The sequence below is a fragment of the Pseudoclavibacter terrae genome (assembly GCF_008831075.1).
GTDB classification, from domain to species: Bacteria; Actinomycetota; Actinomycetes; order Actinomycetales; family Microbacteriaceae; genus Pseudoclavibacter; species Pseudoclavibacter terrae.
On sequence record NZ_WBJX01000002.1, the window covers coordinates 640,620 to 653,559 of the forward strand.

Here is a 12,940-nt window from a genome sequence, read left to right on the forward strand (position 1 = left end):
GGTCAAGGCGCGACTGTCCCGCATCCGCGCTACTCGCCGTAGAAGCGTCGCTCGAACACGCGCCGCGCTCGGCGCGTCTCACCCAGGTAGTCGTCCTCGAGGAGCGGACCCGAGCCTGGCGCGTAGCCCAGCGCCCGCGCGACGGCGTCGAGCGTCGGACCGTCCTGCGGGAGGAGGTCCGACTGCTTGTTCGTAGCCAGGTACAGCGCCGAACGCACCCGAGACGCCAGGAGCCACGCGTCTTTGAGCTGGTTGGCCTCGGCAAGCGTCAGCAGTTCCGCCTCCTGGGCGGCGTCGAGGGTCTCGAGAGTCGAGGTCGTGCGAAGCGCCGCGGTGTGCATCGCGTGCTGCAGCTGCAGGGTCTGCGCGAGCCACTCGACGTCGCTCAGGGACCCGCGGCCCAGCTTCAGATGACGTTTCGGGTCGGCTCCCTGCGGAAGACGCTCGTTCTCCACGCGCGCCTTGATGCGGCGCACCTCACGCAGCCCGTCCTCGGAGAGCTCCTTGCCGTAGCGCACATCGTCCACCAGATCCATGAAGCGGTCGCGCACGTTCGCGTCCCCGACCACATCGTGGGCACGGAGCAGCGCCTGTGTCTCCCACCCGAGCGACCACCGCGCGTAGTAGCTCCGGTAGGCCGACAGGGAACGCACGAGCGGACCCGACTTGCCCTCGGGCCGGAGACCCGCATCCAGGTCGATCGGCATCCGCGGGTCCGCCGTGAACTCGACGATGCGATGCACAAGCGCGAGAGCCCGCCGGCTCGCGAGATCCGGGTTCGAGAAGTCACCGGGCTCGAACACGTAGAGCACGTCGAGGTCCGAGCCGAAACCGAGCTCGCGGCCGCCGTAGCGACCCATGGCGATGATGGCGAATGGCGGATACTCGACCTTGTCGATGCGACGGACCGCGTCGTACGCGCCCTGCAGGGTCGCCGTCGCGATGTCCGAGAGACCAGCCCCCGTCTGCTTGATGTCGATGAGGCTCAGCAGCCCGCCGATCGCCAGACGGAGCACCTCCCGCCGGCGGAACGTCCGGAGCGCGCGCCGCAGAGCGACCTCGTCGTCGTGGCGACGGATCGTCGTCGCAACCTCGTCGAGGAGCGCGCTGAGCGAGCGCGGCTTGAGCTGCGCGTCGTCATCGAGCCACTTCACCGCCTCCGGGTAGAGCTCGAAGAACTCCGCCGCGAACTTGGAGCCCGAGAGCAGCTGAGTCAGGCGCTTCGCTGCGGCCGAGCTGTCGCGCAGCAGCCGCAGGTACCAGGCGGTGTCGCCGAGACGCTCTGAGAGCTTGCGGAAGGCGAGGAACCCGCTGTCCGGGTCGCTCCCCTGCGAGAACCAGTCGATGAGCACCGGGAGCAGCGTGCGCTGCATGATGGCACGCCGGGAGACGCCCTTCACGAGCGCGGTGATGTGCGCGAGCGCGCCCTTGGGGTCGAGGAAGCCGATCGCGCGCAGTCGAGCCTCGGCCTGGTCGGAGCTGAGCGCGAAGCCAGCCGTCGGCAGGGCGGCGACCGCAGAGAGCAGCGGCCGGTAGAAGACCTTCTCGTGCAGACCCCTGACGCGCAGCTTCACCCGCTGCCACTCGTCGGTGAGCTCTCGGGAGTTCGCGAAGCTGGCCGAGCGCGCGAGCACGGCACGTTCGATGTCGCTCGTAGGCATGAGGTGCGTGCGTCGGAGCGCGCGCAGCTGGATGCGGTGCTCGAGCAGCCGCAGGAACTCGTAGTCCGAGGAGAACTGGTTCGCGTCATCGCGCCCGATGTACCCGCCCTCGCTGAGCGCTTCGAGCGCCGCGAGCGTCGCGCGCTCTCGGACGCTCTCATCGTGCTGCCCGTGCACGAGCTGGAGCAGCTGCACCGTGAACTCGATGTCACGCAGACCACCTGGGCCGAGCTTGATCTGCAGGTCGACTTCCTCGGCGGGGATGTGGTCGGTCACGCGCTCACGCATGGCGCGCACCTGCTTGACGAAGTCTGCCCGGCTGGCGCTCGCCCAGATCAGCGGTTCGACTCTGCGCTCGAAGTCCGAGCCGAGGCGCAGGTCGCCCGCCATGGCCCGTGACTTGATGAGTGCCTGGAACTCCCAGTTCTTCGCCCACCGCTCGTAGTACTTGGCGTAGGAGTCGATCGTCCTGACCAGCGCGCCGTCCTTGCCCTCTGGACGGAGATTCGCGTCCACCTCCCACAGGGCCGGCTCGACGTCGGTGGAATCGATGACGCGCATCGTGAGGCTCGCGAGCCGCGTCCCGATCTCGACCGCCCTCGGCACCGCGACGCGTTCGGGGTCTGACGACTCGGCGACGAACATGATGTCCACGTCGCTGATGTAGTTGAGCTCCTCCGCGCCCGCCTTGCCCATGCCGATGATCGCGAGGCGGACGCACTCGACTTGTTCGGCGGGGAATCGACCGAAACCGCTCGGTGGCGACTGCGTCTCCGCTCGCGCGACCATGATGGCCGCATCCAGCGTCTCTCCGGCGAGATCGGCGAGCGCGCGGCTCACCTCTCGGACGCACCCGCGCTGGTCATCCTGAGCGAGGTCGAACGCGGTGATTCGCGCGAGCTCGGTGCGGTACCGGATGCGGAGCGAGCGAATCGCATCGGACCCGGTCAGCTGGGCAACCGCCATGCCGAAGCCACCGTCGGCGTCAGCGCGCTCGGCGTCCACGCCCACGCTCGCCGCCATGCGACGCTGCAGCTCCTCGCGGGTCGGCAGCTCCGCCTCGCCCGACTGGACGACCTCCATCGTGCGCGGGTGCCTCAGGAAGAACTCGGCGAGGCCGGTCGATGCGCCAAGGAGGCGCACCACCGTCTTCGCGTTGGGCCGTTCGGCGAACAGCGAGTCCACCGCACTCGGGTGCTGCCTGGCGAGGTACACGAGCCACTGCAGCGCCTGGTCCGGGTCCGCGACGCGCTCGTCGACGACCGAGAACAGGTCGTCCGCGCGCACCCCCGTGAGCTCGGTCAGTTCCGCGAGGTGCGGCTCTGCCTCGCTTGGCGCAGCAAATCCTGCCCTCGCGAGGCGCGTGCGCAGTCCGTCGGAGCGCACGGCTTACAAGGCGTGCAGGTTCGAGGCCAGCTCGAACGGGGTGACCTGTGCGCGGTACTGCTTCCACTCGGCGCGCTTGTTCGCGAGGAAGTACGCGAACACCTGCTCGCCGAGCGTCTCTGCCACGAGTTCCGAGTTCTCCATGATGGAGATGGCCTCGTTGAGGCTCGAGGGCAGCGGGTCGAAGCCGAGCACGCTGCGCTCGCGAGGCGACATCTCCCAGATGTCGCCTTCGATCTCAGCGGGCAGCTCGTACTCCTCCGAGACGCCCTTCAGCCCAGCGGAGAGCAGGACGGCGTACGCGAGGTACGGGTTCGCGGCTGAGTCGATGCCGCGGTACTCGACACGCGCCGAGCCGCCCTTGTTGGGCTTGTAGGTCGGGATGCGCACGAGTGCCGAGCTGTTGTTGTGGCCCCAGCAGGCGTAGCTGGGGGCTTCGTCGCCACCCCAGATGCGCTTGTAGGAGTTGACGAACTGGTTCGTCACGGCGGTGATCTCGGGCGCGTGCTTGAGGAGACCTGCGACGAAGTGCCTGCCGATCTTCGAGAGCTGGTACTCGGCCCCCGGCTCGTGGAAGACGTTCGTGTCGCCCTCGAACAGCGAGACGTGCGTGTGCATGCCGCTGCCCGGGTGCTGCCACATGGGCTTCGGCATGAACGTCGCGTACACGCCCTGCTCGATGGCCACTTCCTTGACGACCGTGCGGAACGTCATGACGTTGTCGGCCGTGTTCAGCGCGTCGGAGAAGCGGAGGTCGATCTCGTTCTGCCCGGGTCCAGCCTCGTGGTGGCTGTACTCCACGGAGATGCCGAGGTCCTCCAGGATGCGGACGGCGCGGCGACGGAAGTCGTGTGCGGTGCCGCCGGGGACGTTGTCGAAGTAGCCGGCGTTGTCGGCGGGCACTGGTTCGCCGTTGAGCGCCTCATCCGACTTCAGCAGGTAGAACTCGATCTCGGGGTGCACGTAGAACGTGAATCCCTGCGCCGAGGCCACGTCGAGCGCGCGGCGGAGGACCCGACGCGGGTCGGTCACGGAGGGCTGGCCATCCGGCGTCGAGATGTCGCAGAACATGCGCGCCGTCGGGTCGATGTCCCCACGCCACGGCAGCATCTGGAAGGTCGACGGGTCCGGGTGGAGGAGCATGTCCGCCTCGGAGCGCCTCGTGAAGCCCTCGACGGCGGAGCCGTCGAGCCCGATGCCCTCGTTGAAGGCACCCTCGACCTCCGCCGGTGCGATAGCCACGGACTTCAATGTTCCGAGAACATCCGTGAACCACAGGCGGATGAACTTGATCCCGCGCTCCTCGATCTGGCGGAGTACGAAGTCCTGCTGCTTGTCCACTCGGGCTCCAATTCTTGTTGTGCGCCTCCCCATAGGCTACTGGGCTTGAGGCCGCCCCGCCGTATGATGGCCTGCATGTCTCAGGCCAGTGCACCGAAGCGAGTCCGAATTCGACACTTCCAGGCGGCCAAGGCCGCTGGTGAGCGCATCACCGCACTCACCAGCTACGACGCCATGACCGCTGCGGTGTTTGACGAAGCCGGCATCGACGTGCTCCTCGTCGGCGATTCCGCCGCGACGACCGTGCTCGGCGAGACCTCCACGCTGCCTGTCACGGTCGACGAGCTGATTCCCATGGCGCGCTCTGTCGCGCGCGGCGTGTCGCGGGCCCTTGTCGTCGCGGATCTCCCGTTCGGCAGCTACGAGCGCGGACCCGAGCAGGCGCTGGACACCGCGGTCCGCTTCATGAAGGAAGCAGGCGTGCAGGCGGTGAAGCTCGAGGGCGGCGTGCGATCGCACGCGACCATCAAGCGCATCGTGGAGGCGGGCATCCCCGTCATGGCCCATATCGGCTACACGCCGCAGAGCGAGCACGGTCTCGGTGGGCACGTCGTCCAGGGCAGGGGCGACTCCGCTGAGCGCGTGCGCGCGGATGCACGAGCCGTGCAGGACGCCGGCGCCTTCAGCGTCGTGCTCGAGATGGTGCCGGCGGTGCTCGCCGCCGAGATCACCCGGGAGCTCGCCATCCCCACCATCGGCATCGGCGCCGGTGCTGAATGCGACGGGCAGATCCTCGTCTGGACTGACGCGATGGGCCTCGGCACGGGGCGCGTGCCGCGATTCGTCCGCAAGTACGCGGACCTTCGCACGACGCTCCTCGACGCGGCATCCGCGTACCGCGACGAGGTCAAGTCAGGGGCGTTCCCCTCCGCCGCCGAGAGCTTCGAAGACCAGACCAGCTAGCTGCGTCAGACGGCCGACGGAGGTGCGAGTCAGCGGTCCTCGTCGGCTTCCTCCTCGGCCCAGGCCTTTGCTCGCTCCTGCAGCTTCTCGGGGGCACGCTTCGCCTCCGCCTCAGAGGCGAACGGGCCGACGAGCTCGGAGCCGAGGGACTGCTTTCCGACCTCGACCTCTCCCGTGCGCGAGTTGTACCAGAATTCCTGTGCATGCGTATCGGTCATAGGCTCAAGCGTATGCCGAAAGACCCGAGAACCGGACTCCTCACACCCGGCCGAAGCGCACCAGTCAGATCCGTCCCGTCCTCGATCGCACGACCGCCGTACGTCGGCAAGCAGGCACCGGACACGTGGACCGGCGGTGACGTGTACACGCCAGACGAGGTCGCACGCATTGCTCGAGCGTCCGCGATCGCCGCCGACGCGCTCCAGCACCTGGAACAGCACGTCGTTCCCGGCATCACGACGGACGAGCTCGACAGCATCGCCCACGAGTTCGTGACGACCCGCGGCGCCTACCCGTCGACGCTCGGCTACCGCGGGTTCCCGAAGGCAAGCTGCACCTCGCTCAACGAAGTCATCTGCCACGGAATCCCCGATGACACGCGGCTCGAATCGGGTGACATCCTCAACGTCGACATCACCGCCTACTTCGAGGGGATGCACGGCGACACGAACCGCATGTACCTCGTCGGCGAGGTGGATGAGGAGTCCCGGCTGCTCGTCGAGCGAACCCACGAGGCCATGATGCGCGGTATCGCCGCCGCGAAGCCGGGTCGCCAGGTCAACGTCATCGGCCGAGTCATCGAGAAGTACGCGGGCCGGTTCGGCTACGGGGTCGTCCGGGACTACACGGGTCACGGGGTCGGCGGGGCATTCCACTCCGGCCTCATCATCCCGCACTACGACGCTCCCCAGTACACGACCGTCATCGAAGAGGGCATGGTCTTCACGGTCGAGCCCATGCTCACGCTCGGAACATCCGACTGGCGTCTCTGGGAGGACGGATGGACGGTCGTCACCGCCGACGGGTCCCGCTGCGCGCAGTGGGAGCACACCGTCGTCGTCACCGCGGAAGGAGCGCGCCTCCTCACGGTTCCAACAGCCTGACGCCCCCGACGGCGAAGGGCCATCGCCCCCGCGCCCGATATGCTCGCAGGCATGGGGAAGAGCAGAGCCACGAAGGCCATCGGCATCGACATCGGCGGGACCGGCATCAAGGGAGCGCTTGTCGACCTGCAGACAGGAGAGCTCCTCTCCAAGCGCCGGAAGGTGCCGACTCCGGTCGGCGGGGATCCCCGCGAGGTGATCGAGGCGACGATGGAGATCGTCCGGAAGATCTGGGCCAAGGACCTCGACGGCGACACCGACGTGCCCGTCGGCATCAGCGTCCCCGCGATCGTCAAGCACGGCGTGACCCGATCAGCCGCCAACATCTCGCCGCTGTGGATCAACTTCGCGGCTCGCGCGGCGTTCTCGGAAGCTGTGGGCCGGGAGGTCGCACTCGCCAACGATGCGGACGCGGCCGGCATCGCCGAGGTCCGATTCGGCGTCGCCCACGGCCGGCTCGACAGCGTCATCATGACCACGCTCGGCACCGGCATCGGCACGGCGATGTTCTACGGCGGCCACCTGTTCCCGAACTCCGAGCTCGGCCACATCGGCATCGGCGAGCACAGCGACTACGAGAAGTACGCATCGTCGAAGGTCCGGGAGCGCGAGGAGCTGTCATTCGCGGAATGGGGGGCTCGCCTCACCCCGTACTACCGTCAGCTCGAAGCACTGTTCTCCCCCGACGTGTTCATCGTCTCCGGGGGCATCTCGAAGCAGGCCGATGAGTTCCTCCACTACATCGATGTGGAGACGCCGATCGTGGTGGCCGAATTCATGAACAACGCCGGGATCGTCGGCTCGGCGTGCCTCGCAGCAGAGCACTGGGTGTAGGACTTCCAAGCACGACGAGAGGCCGGGGCGACGCGTCGCCCCGGCCTCTCGTCTCCAAACTGAGGTGAGCAGGCCGACCGATACGCCGGGTTCTGTCCCGACTTGCGTCGGGGGCGGCCATCTCTCTCGCTCGCACGTTGCCGCGCGAATCTAGCGGCCTACCCGGGGACTCGGCGAGCAGCGTCGTCATCCCCTGTATGGCCTTGCTCCGGACGAGGTTTACCGTGCGGCACCTGTCACCAGGCACCCGGTGGGCTCTTACCCCACCCTTTCACCCTTACCCCTGCGTCCCGGAGGACGTCCCGCTCCTCGAAGGAAGCGGCGGCGGGGCGGTCTGCTTTCTGTGGCACTGTCTCGCGGGTTTCCCCGGGTGGGCGTTACCCACCGTCCTGCTCTGCGGAGCCCGGACGTTCCTCGGCATGGTCTCCCATGACGCGACCGCCTGGTCGACCTACTCGCCAGCAATGCTACCGCCCTGAACGTGGCCCCGGACCGCCGCGACGGCACGGCACTCGCGAGCGCGCTGGCATCGTCGTGTCAAACAACAAATTCGGCGCACGCCGAGGCACTTCCCATCCCGCGGGAGATCGCTTGATAACGACTTAGTGAACGGCGTGGATGAACTCATATGTTCGTGTACGCTCCAAAAGCGCACGGCATTTCCACACGCAGATCTCAGGAATGCCGTGCTCGAACCGCCGCGTTCTCGCAGCGAATCCGGGCAATGACTGCCCGTAACGGCGGTTCACTCGCAGTCAAGGACTTAAGGAGGAGTTCAATGACAACATCCACGAAGCGGCGCGCCGCAACAGCGGTTGCCGCACTCGCAGTCGCCGGTCTGGGTCTGACCGCCTGTTCAGGCGGACCCGGTGTGCAGGACAACTCAGGTGCCCCCAGTGACAACAAGGTCACGATCTACGGCACCATCGTCGACGCCGAAGCAGAGCTCCTCGAGGAGTCCTGGTCCGGCTGGGCGGAAGAGAACGGCATCGAGATCGTCTACGAGGGCTCCAAGGAGTTCGAGACGCAGATCTCCGTCCGCGCTCAGGGTGGCACGCCGCCCGACGTCGCGATCTTCCCGCAGCCTGGCCTCATGGGCGACCTCGCCAGCACGGGACTGCTCACCGAAGCACCTGAGGGCGTCGTGAGCAACCTCGAAGAGTACTGGTCCGAGGACTGGAAGACGTACTCCTCGTACGACGGAACCGTCTACGGCGCGCCGCTCATGGCGAACCTCAAGGGCTTCGTCTGGTACTCCCCCAAGTTCTTCAAGGACAACGGCTACGAAGTCCCGAAGACGTGGGAAGAGCTCGTCACCCTCACGGGCGAGATCCAGGGCAAGACGGGCACCGCGCCGTGGTGCGCGGGCTTCGGCTCCGACGCGGCAACCGGCTGGCCCGGAACCGACTGGATCGAAGACCTCGTCATCCGCATGCACGGACCCGAGGTGTACGACCAGTGGGTCGCCAACGAGATCCCCTTCACCGACGAGCGCATCCAGGCGTCGTTCGAAGAGGCAGGCAAGATCCTCACGAACCCCGACTACGTCAACGCGGGCTTCGGTGACGTGCGCTCCATCAACTCGACGGCATTCGGCGACGTTGCCCCCAAGCTCGTCGACGGCACGTGCGCACTCCACCACCAGGCTTCCTTCTACGACGGCTTCATCACCGAAGCCGGCGGCACCGTGGGCGAGGACGGCGACGTCTGGGCCTTCATGACGCCCCCAGCAGAGGGCAAGGAGCAGGCAGTCACCGGCGGCGGTGAGATCGTCGGATCGTTCAACTCGGACGAGGACACCGTCAAGGTGCTCGAGTACCTCTCCAGCCCGGAGTGGGCGAACAGCCGCGTCGCGCTCGGTGGCGTCATCAGCGCGAACACGGGTCTTGACCCTGCCAACGCGAAGAGCCCGATCCTGCAGGAGTCCATCCAGATCCTTCAGGACCCCGAGACGACCTTCCGCTTCGACGGGTCTGACCTCATGCCGTCGGCAGTGGGCGCAGGTACGTTCTGGAAGGGCATCATCGACTGGATCAACGGCACGGACGTCAACACCGTGACGACCCAGATCGAATCAGGCTGGCCCTCCAGCTAAGCACTCGTGTGGAGCATCCGGCGTTCGCCGGGTGCTCCACACGCATTCCACCGCACGGACGACGTCGTCCCCCGCGAACGAACGTGCTTGTCTGCCACCCTGGAAGGTCACCATGGCAAGTTTCTTCACGTGGTTGGCTCAATTGCCACCATTCCTGCAAGTCCCGATCGTCATCATCGCGTTCCTCGCGGTGGTCGCGCTCATCGTCTACTTCGTCGAGCTCGCTCCTCGTCCAGGCACCAAGTACACGGTGCTCCGCCTCGTGGTCTGCATCGCAGTCCCGGTCGCGCTCGTCTTCATCCTGGGCACGTACACCTGGGCTGCCATCATCGCCATCGTGCTCGGCGCGCTGCTCTTCTGGCTCGACAGCCGGTCGCGTGAAGGTGCCGGCTACCTCATCGGTCTCATCGGCTTCTTCGGCCCAGCGCTCATCCTCGTCGTCGTCGGCCTCATCGTGCCGAGCATCCAGACGACCGGGCAGGCGTTCACGAACAAGTCCGGCGATTTCGTCGGCCTCGAGAACTTCATCTGGATCTTCACGCAGCCGAGCGGCCTCCGGACGGTCTTCAACACGATCATCTGGGTCGTCGTGACGCCGATCCTGTCGACGGTCGCGGGCCTGGCCTACGCCGTCTTCATCGACAAGTCGCGCGGCGAGAAGTTCCTGAAGGCGCTCGTCTTCATGCCCATGGCGATCTCGTTCGTCGGCGCGTCGATCATCTTCCGGTTCATGTACACGGCACGGCCCGCAGACCAGGACCAGATCGGCCTCCTCAACCAGATCCTCGTCTGGTTCGGCGGACAGCCGTACGACTTCCTGGCCGAGTCGCCGCTCAACACGTTCTTCCTCATCATCGTCCTGATCTGGGTGCAGACCGGTTTCGCCATGGTCGTGCTGTCCGCAGCCATCAAGGGCGTGCCGATGGACCAGATCGAGGCCGCATCGCTCGACGGCGCCAACCCGTGGCAGCGTTTCATCAACGTCACGGTTCCCGGCATCCGCTCATCGCTCGTCGTCGTCGTGACGACGATCTCCATCGCGTCGCTGAAGGTCTTCGACATCGTTCGCACGATGACCGCAGGCGCCAACGACACGAGCGTCATCGCCAACGAGATGTACACGCAGTTCAAGACCTTCGAGACCGGACGATCGGCCGCCTTCGCGGTCGTGCTGTTCATCCTCGTGCTGCCGATCATCATCTACAACGCGAACCAGATGAAGAAGCAGAGGGAGATCCGATGAGCGCCATCGTTCCAGTCGAACTTCCCGTCGACACCAAGACGGCGGAGCAGCTCGCGCGAGGCGAGCAGAGCACAAGCGGCAAGGTCAAGAAGAATCTCACCAGTCGATGGGCCACCATCGCGGCGATCGCCATCGCCGTCATCTGGACCATCCCGACGTTCGGACTCTTCGTCTCCTCGTTCCGCCCCAAGGCGGAGGTCGTCAGCACCGGCTGGTGGACGATCTTCGAGAACTGGGGCTTCACCTTCGACAACTACGTCGAGGTGCTCGCCTCGGGCAACACGCAGCTGACGATGGCTCAGGCCTTCCTCAACTCGATCGTGATCGCCCTCCCCGCGACGGTCATCCCGCTCGCGATCGCGCTGCTCGCCGCCTACGGGTTCGCCTGGATGGACTTCAAGGGCAAGAACTGGCTGTTCATCCTGGTCTTCGCACTGCAGGTCGTGCCCATCCAGATGGCGCTCGTCCCGCTCCTGCAGCTCTTCGCTCGCGGCGAGATCTTCGGCGTCCCCGTCATCGCGGCGTTCGGCGCTGACGCCGGATTCGCGCAGGTGTGGATCGCACACTCGATCTTCGCCATGCCGCTCGCGATCTTCCTGCTGCACAACTTCATCGCAGAGATTCCGCGTGAGGTCATCGAAGCGGCTCGGGTCGACGGCGCGAGCCACGGCCAGATCTTCTTCCGCATCATCGTCCCGCTGACGCTGCCCGCAGTGGCCTCGTTCGGCATCTTCCAGTTCCTCTGGGTCTGGAACGACCTGCTCGTCGCGCTCGTGTTCGCCGACGGTGCGGTCGCCCCGATGACAAAGCTGCTCGCCGAGATCACGGGCTCCCGCGGTCAGGAATGGCCGTTGCTCACGGCGGGCGCGTTCCTGTCCATCCTGGTTCCGCTCATCGTGTTCTTCTCGCTGCAGCGGTACTTCGTCCGGGGCCTCCTGGCTGGATCCACGAAGGGGTAGGACCGTGCCGGCACCATCGCGTGCCAGCAACACCGAGGAGGGGGAGCCGCGAGGCTCCCCCTCCTTCGTGTCTGGCACGCGCCTCGCGCCGCGGCGAGACCGTGTTGAGCAAGATATGGACACGGACAGCAGAACGCCCTCCGCAGATCGCGAGATCTGCGGAGGGCGTTCCGCATGTGCGGGTGGCTGCTAGCTGGTTGCCGCGCCGCTCGCGAGAGCGTCGTTCGCCTCCTGGAGGCGGATGGCCTCCGTGAGCGCACCGCTGATGCGCTGCTCCGTCTCCGGGTCGAAGATGTGGATGTGGTCGTTGTCGGTCGTGACGTAGATCGTCTCGCCGACCTCGGGGTGGCTGCGGCCGTCCACGCGAGCGACGATGTCCGTGCGCTTCCCGTCGATCATCGAGTGGCCGTAGAGGTATCCCTCGGCGCCGAGCTCCTCGACCAGGTCGACCTCGACCTTGAGGCCGGGCTTCTCCTCGCGCGAGATGATGATGTCGTCCGGGCGAACGCCGACGGTCGCGGTGCCCGACTTGAGCTTCGCCAGCGTCGCGCGCTCGAGCGGGATGACGTCGGTGCCGAAGCGGACGCCCTCGGAGGTCAGGTCGGCACCGAAGATGTTCATCGACGGGCTGCCGATGAAGCCAGCGACGAAGACGTTCTTCGGCTTCGCGTAGAGCTCACGCGGCGTTCCGACCTGCTGCAGCACGCCGTCCTTGAGCACGGCGATGCGGTCGCCCATGGTGAGCGCCTCGGTCTGGTCGTGCGTGACGTAGACCGTCGTGACGCCGAGACGGCGGGTGAGGCTCGCGATCTGCGTACGCGTCTGCACGCGCAGCTTCGCGTCGAGGTTCGAGAGCGGCTCATCCATGAGGAACACCTGGGGGCTGCGGACGATGGCGCGGCCCATCGCAACGCGCTGGCGCTGACCACCGGAGAGCGCCTTCGGCTTGCGGTCGAGGTAGGGCTCGAGGTCGAGGATCTTGGCGGCCTCCAGGACGCGCTTCGCACGCTCTTCCTTGTTGATGCCTGCGATCTTGAGGGCGAAGCCCATGTTCTCGCCGACGGTCATGTGCGGGTAGAGCGCGTAGCTCTGGAACACCATGGCGATGTCGCGGTCCTTGGGCGGGAGATGCGTGACGTCGCGGTCGCCGATGAGGATGCGCCCGCGGTTCACCTCCTCGAGGCCTGCGAGCATGCGCAGCGACGTGGACTTGCCGCAGCCGGACGGGCCGACGAGGACGAGGAACTCTCCGTCGTCGATCTCGAGGTCCAAGCTGTCGACCGCTGGGCGAGCGCCCTCGGTGTAGATGCGCGAGGCGCTTTCAAAGGTCACAGTTGCCATAGGAGTACTCCCTCATTACCGGCAGGTACGTGCCGGACGATCCGTAGTAATAGGTGAGGAGCAACGATGCGTTT

The 12,940-nt window shown here is 66.5% G+C and carries 10 protein-coding genes and 1 other RNA gene; 6 read left to right on the top strand and 5 right to left on the bottom strand.

Translation table 11 applies throughout. The annotated features are described in order from the left end of the window. Positions 1–29: 29 nt before the first annotated feature. Together F8O03_RS09210 and F8O03_RS09215 are read right to left on the bottom strand one after the other, a co-directional pair. Entirely contained in the window at positions 30–3,047 is a 3,018-nt protein-coding gene (locus F8O03_RS09210; protein ID WP_151423570.1) for a bifunctional [glutamine synthetase] adenylyltransferase/[glutamine synthetase]-adenylyl-L-tyrosine phosphorylase, read from the bottom strand. Between the two features lie 3 nt (positions 3,048–3,050). Then, the gene (locus F8O03_RS09215; RefSeq protein ID WP_104253347.1) at positions 3,051–4,388 is read right to left on the bottom strand and encodes a glutamine synthetase family protein; all 1,338 of its coding nucleotides are present in this window, start codon (positions 4,386–4,388) and stop codon (positions 3,051–3,053) included. A gap of 75 nt (positions 4,389–4,463) precedes the next feature. On the opposite strand from F8O03_RS09215, the gene panB reads away from it, so the two are divergent. Further along, complete coding sequence (gene panB, locus F8O03_RS09220) at positions 4,464–5,291, top strand: 3-methyl-2-oxobutanoate hydroxymethyltransferase (protein ID WP_244296107.1); 828 nt, start codon at positions 4,464–4,466, stop codon at positions 5,289–5,291. A gap of 29 nt (positions 5,292–5,320) precedes the next feature. On the opposite strand, the gene F8O03_RS09225 is transcribed toward panB, so the two are convergent. Further along, positions 5,321–5,509, bottom strand: a complete 189-nt coding sequence (locus tag F8O03_RS09225; protein WP_151423571.1) for an SPOR domain-containing protein — start codon at positions 5,507–5,509, stop codon at positions 5,321–5,323. Positions 5,510–5,521: 12 nt separating this feature from the next. On the opposite strand from F8O03_RS09225, the gene map reads away from it, so the two are divergent. Together map and ppgK are read left to right on the top strand one after the other, a co-directional pair. Continuing rightward, positions 5,522–6,394 carry a type I methionyl aminopeptidase gene (gene map / locus F8O03_RS09230; protein WP_151423572.1) on the top strand — a complete coding sequence of 291 codons (873 nt, stop codon included), beginning with the start codon at positions 5,522–5,524 and terminating at the stop codon, positions 6,392–6,394. A gap of 51 nt (positions 6,395–6,445) precedes the next feature. Beyond that, a complete protein-coding gene (ppgK, locus tag F8O03_RS09235; protein WP_151423573.1) occupies positions 6,446–7,228 on the top strand; it encodes a polyphosphate--glucose phosphotransferase in 783 nt (260 codons plus the stop codon). Positions 7,229–7,293: 65 nt separating this feature from the next. On the opposite strand, the gene rnpB is transcribed toward ppgK, so the two are convergent. Continuing rightward, an RNA gene (gene rnpB, locus F8O03_RS09240) (RNase P RNA component class A) lies at positions 7,294–7,682 on the bottom strand. Positions 7,683–8,006: 324 nt separating this feature from the next. Here rnpB and F8O03_RS09245 point away from each other — a divergent pair. The 3 genes from F8O03_RS09245 to F8O03_RS09255 all read left to right on the top strand — a co-directional run bounded on the left by F8O03_RS09245 (position 8,007) and on the right by F8O03_RS09255 (position 11,525). Beyond that, entirely contained in the window at positions 8,007–9,323 is a 1,317-nt protein-coding gene (locus F8O03_RS09245) for an ABC transporter substrate-binding protein (protein WP_151423574.1), read from the top strand. A gap of 112 nt (positions 9,324–9,435) precedes the next feature. Beyond that, positions 9,436–10,566, top strand: a complete 1,131-nt coding sequence (locus F8O03_RS09250) for a carbohydrate ABC transporter permease (RefSeq protein WP_151423575.1) — start codon at positions 9,436–9,438, stop codon at positions 10,564–10,566. After that, complete coding sequence (locus tag F8O03_RS09255) at positions 10,563–11,525, top strand: carbohydrate ABC transporter permease (protein ID WP_151423576.1); 963 nt, start codon at positions 10,563–10,565, stop codon at positions 11,523–11,525. Before F8O03_RS09250 ends, F8O03_RS09255 begins: the two co-directional genes overlap by 4 nt. 189 nt (positions 11,526–11,714) lie before the next feature. Here the strand turns inward: F8O03_RS09255 and F8O03_RS09260 are convergent, their stop codons facing one another. Then, positions 11,715–12,866, bottom strand: coding sequence for an ABC transporter ATP-binding protein (locus F8O03_RS09260; RefSeq protein ID WP_104253354.1), 1,152 nt, complete (start codon positions 12,864–12,866; stop codon positions 11,715–11,717). Positions 12,867–12,940: the final 74 nt, after the last annotated feature.

Excerpts from the sequence above, each read along its gene's own strand:
- F8O03_RS09225 (WP_151423571.1), bottom strand. The coding sequence starts at position 5,509 with ATGACCGATACGCATGCACAGGAATTCTGGTACAACTCGCGCACGGGA.
- F8O03_RS09255 (WP_151423576.1), top strand. The coding sequence starts at position 10,563 with ATGAGCGCCATCGTTCCAGTCGAACTTCCCGTCGACACCAAGACGGCG.
- F8O03_RS09260 (WP_104253354.1), bottom strand. The coding sequence starts at position 12,866 with ATGGCAACTGTGACCTTTGAAAGCGCCTCGCGCATCTACACCGAGGGC.
- F8O03_RS09250 (WP_151423575.1), top strand. The coding sequence starts at position 9,436 with ATGGCAAGTTTCTTCACGTGGTTGGCTCAATTGCCACCATTCCTGCAA.
- map (WP_151423572.1), top strand. The coding sequence starts at position 5,522 with ATGCCGAAAGACCCGAGAACCGGACTCCTCACACCCGGCCGAAGCGCA.
- panB (WP_244296107.1), top strand. The coding sequence starts at position 4,464 with ATGTCTCAGGCCAGTGCACCGAAGCGAGTCCGAATTCGACACTTCCAG.
- F8O03_RS09245 (WP_151423574.1), top strand. The coding sequence starts at position 8,007 with ATGACAACATCCACGAAGCGGCGCGCCGCAACAGCGGTTGCCGCACTC.
- ppgK (WP_151423573.1), top strand. The coding sequence starts at position 6,446 with ATGGGGAAGAGCAGAGCCACGAAGGCCATCGGCATCGACATCGGCGGG.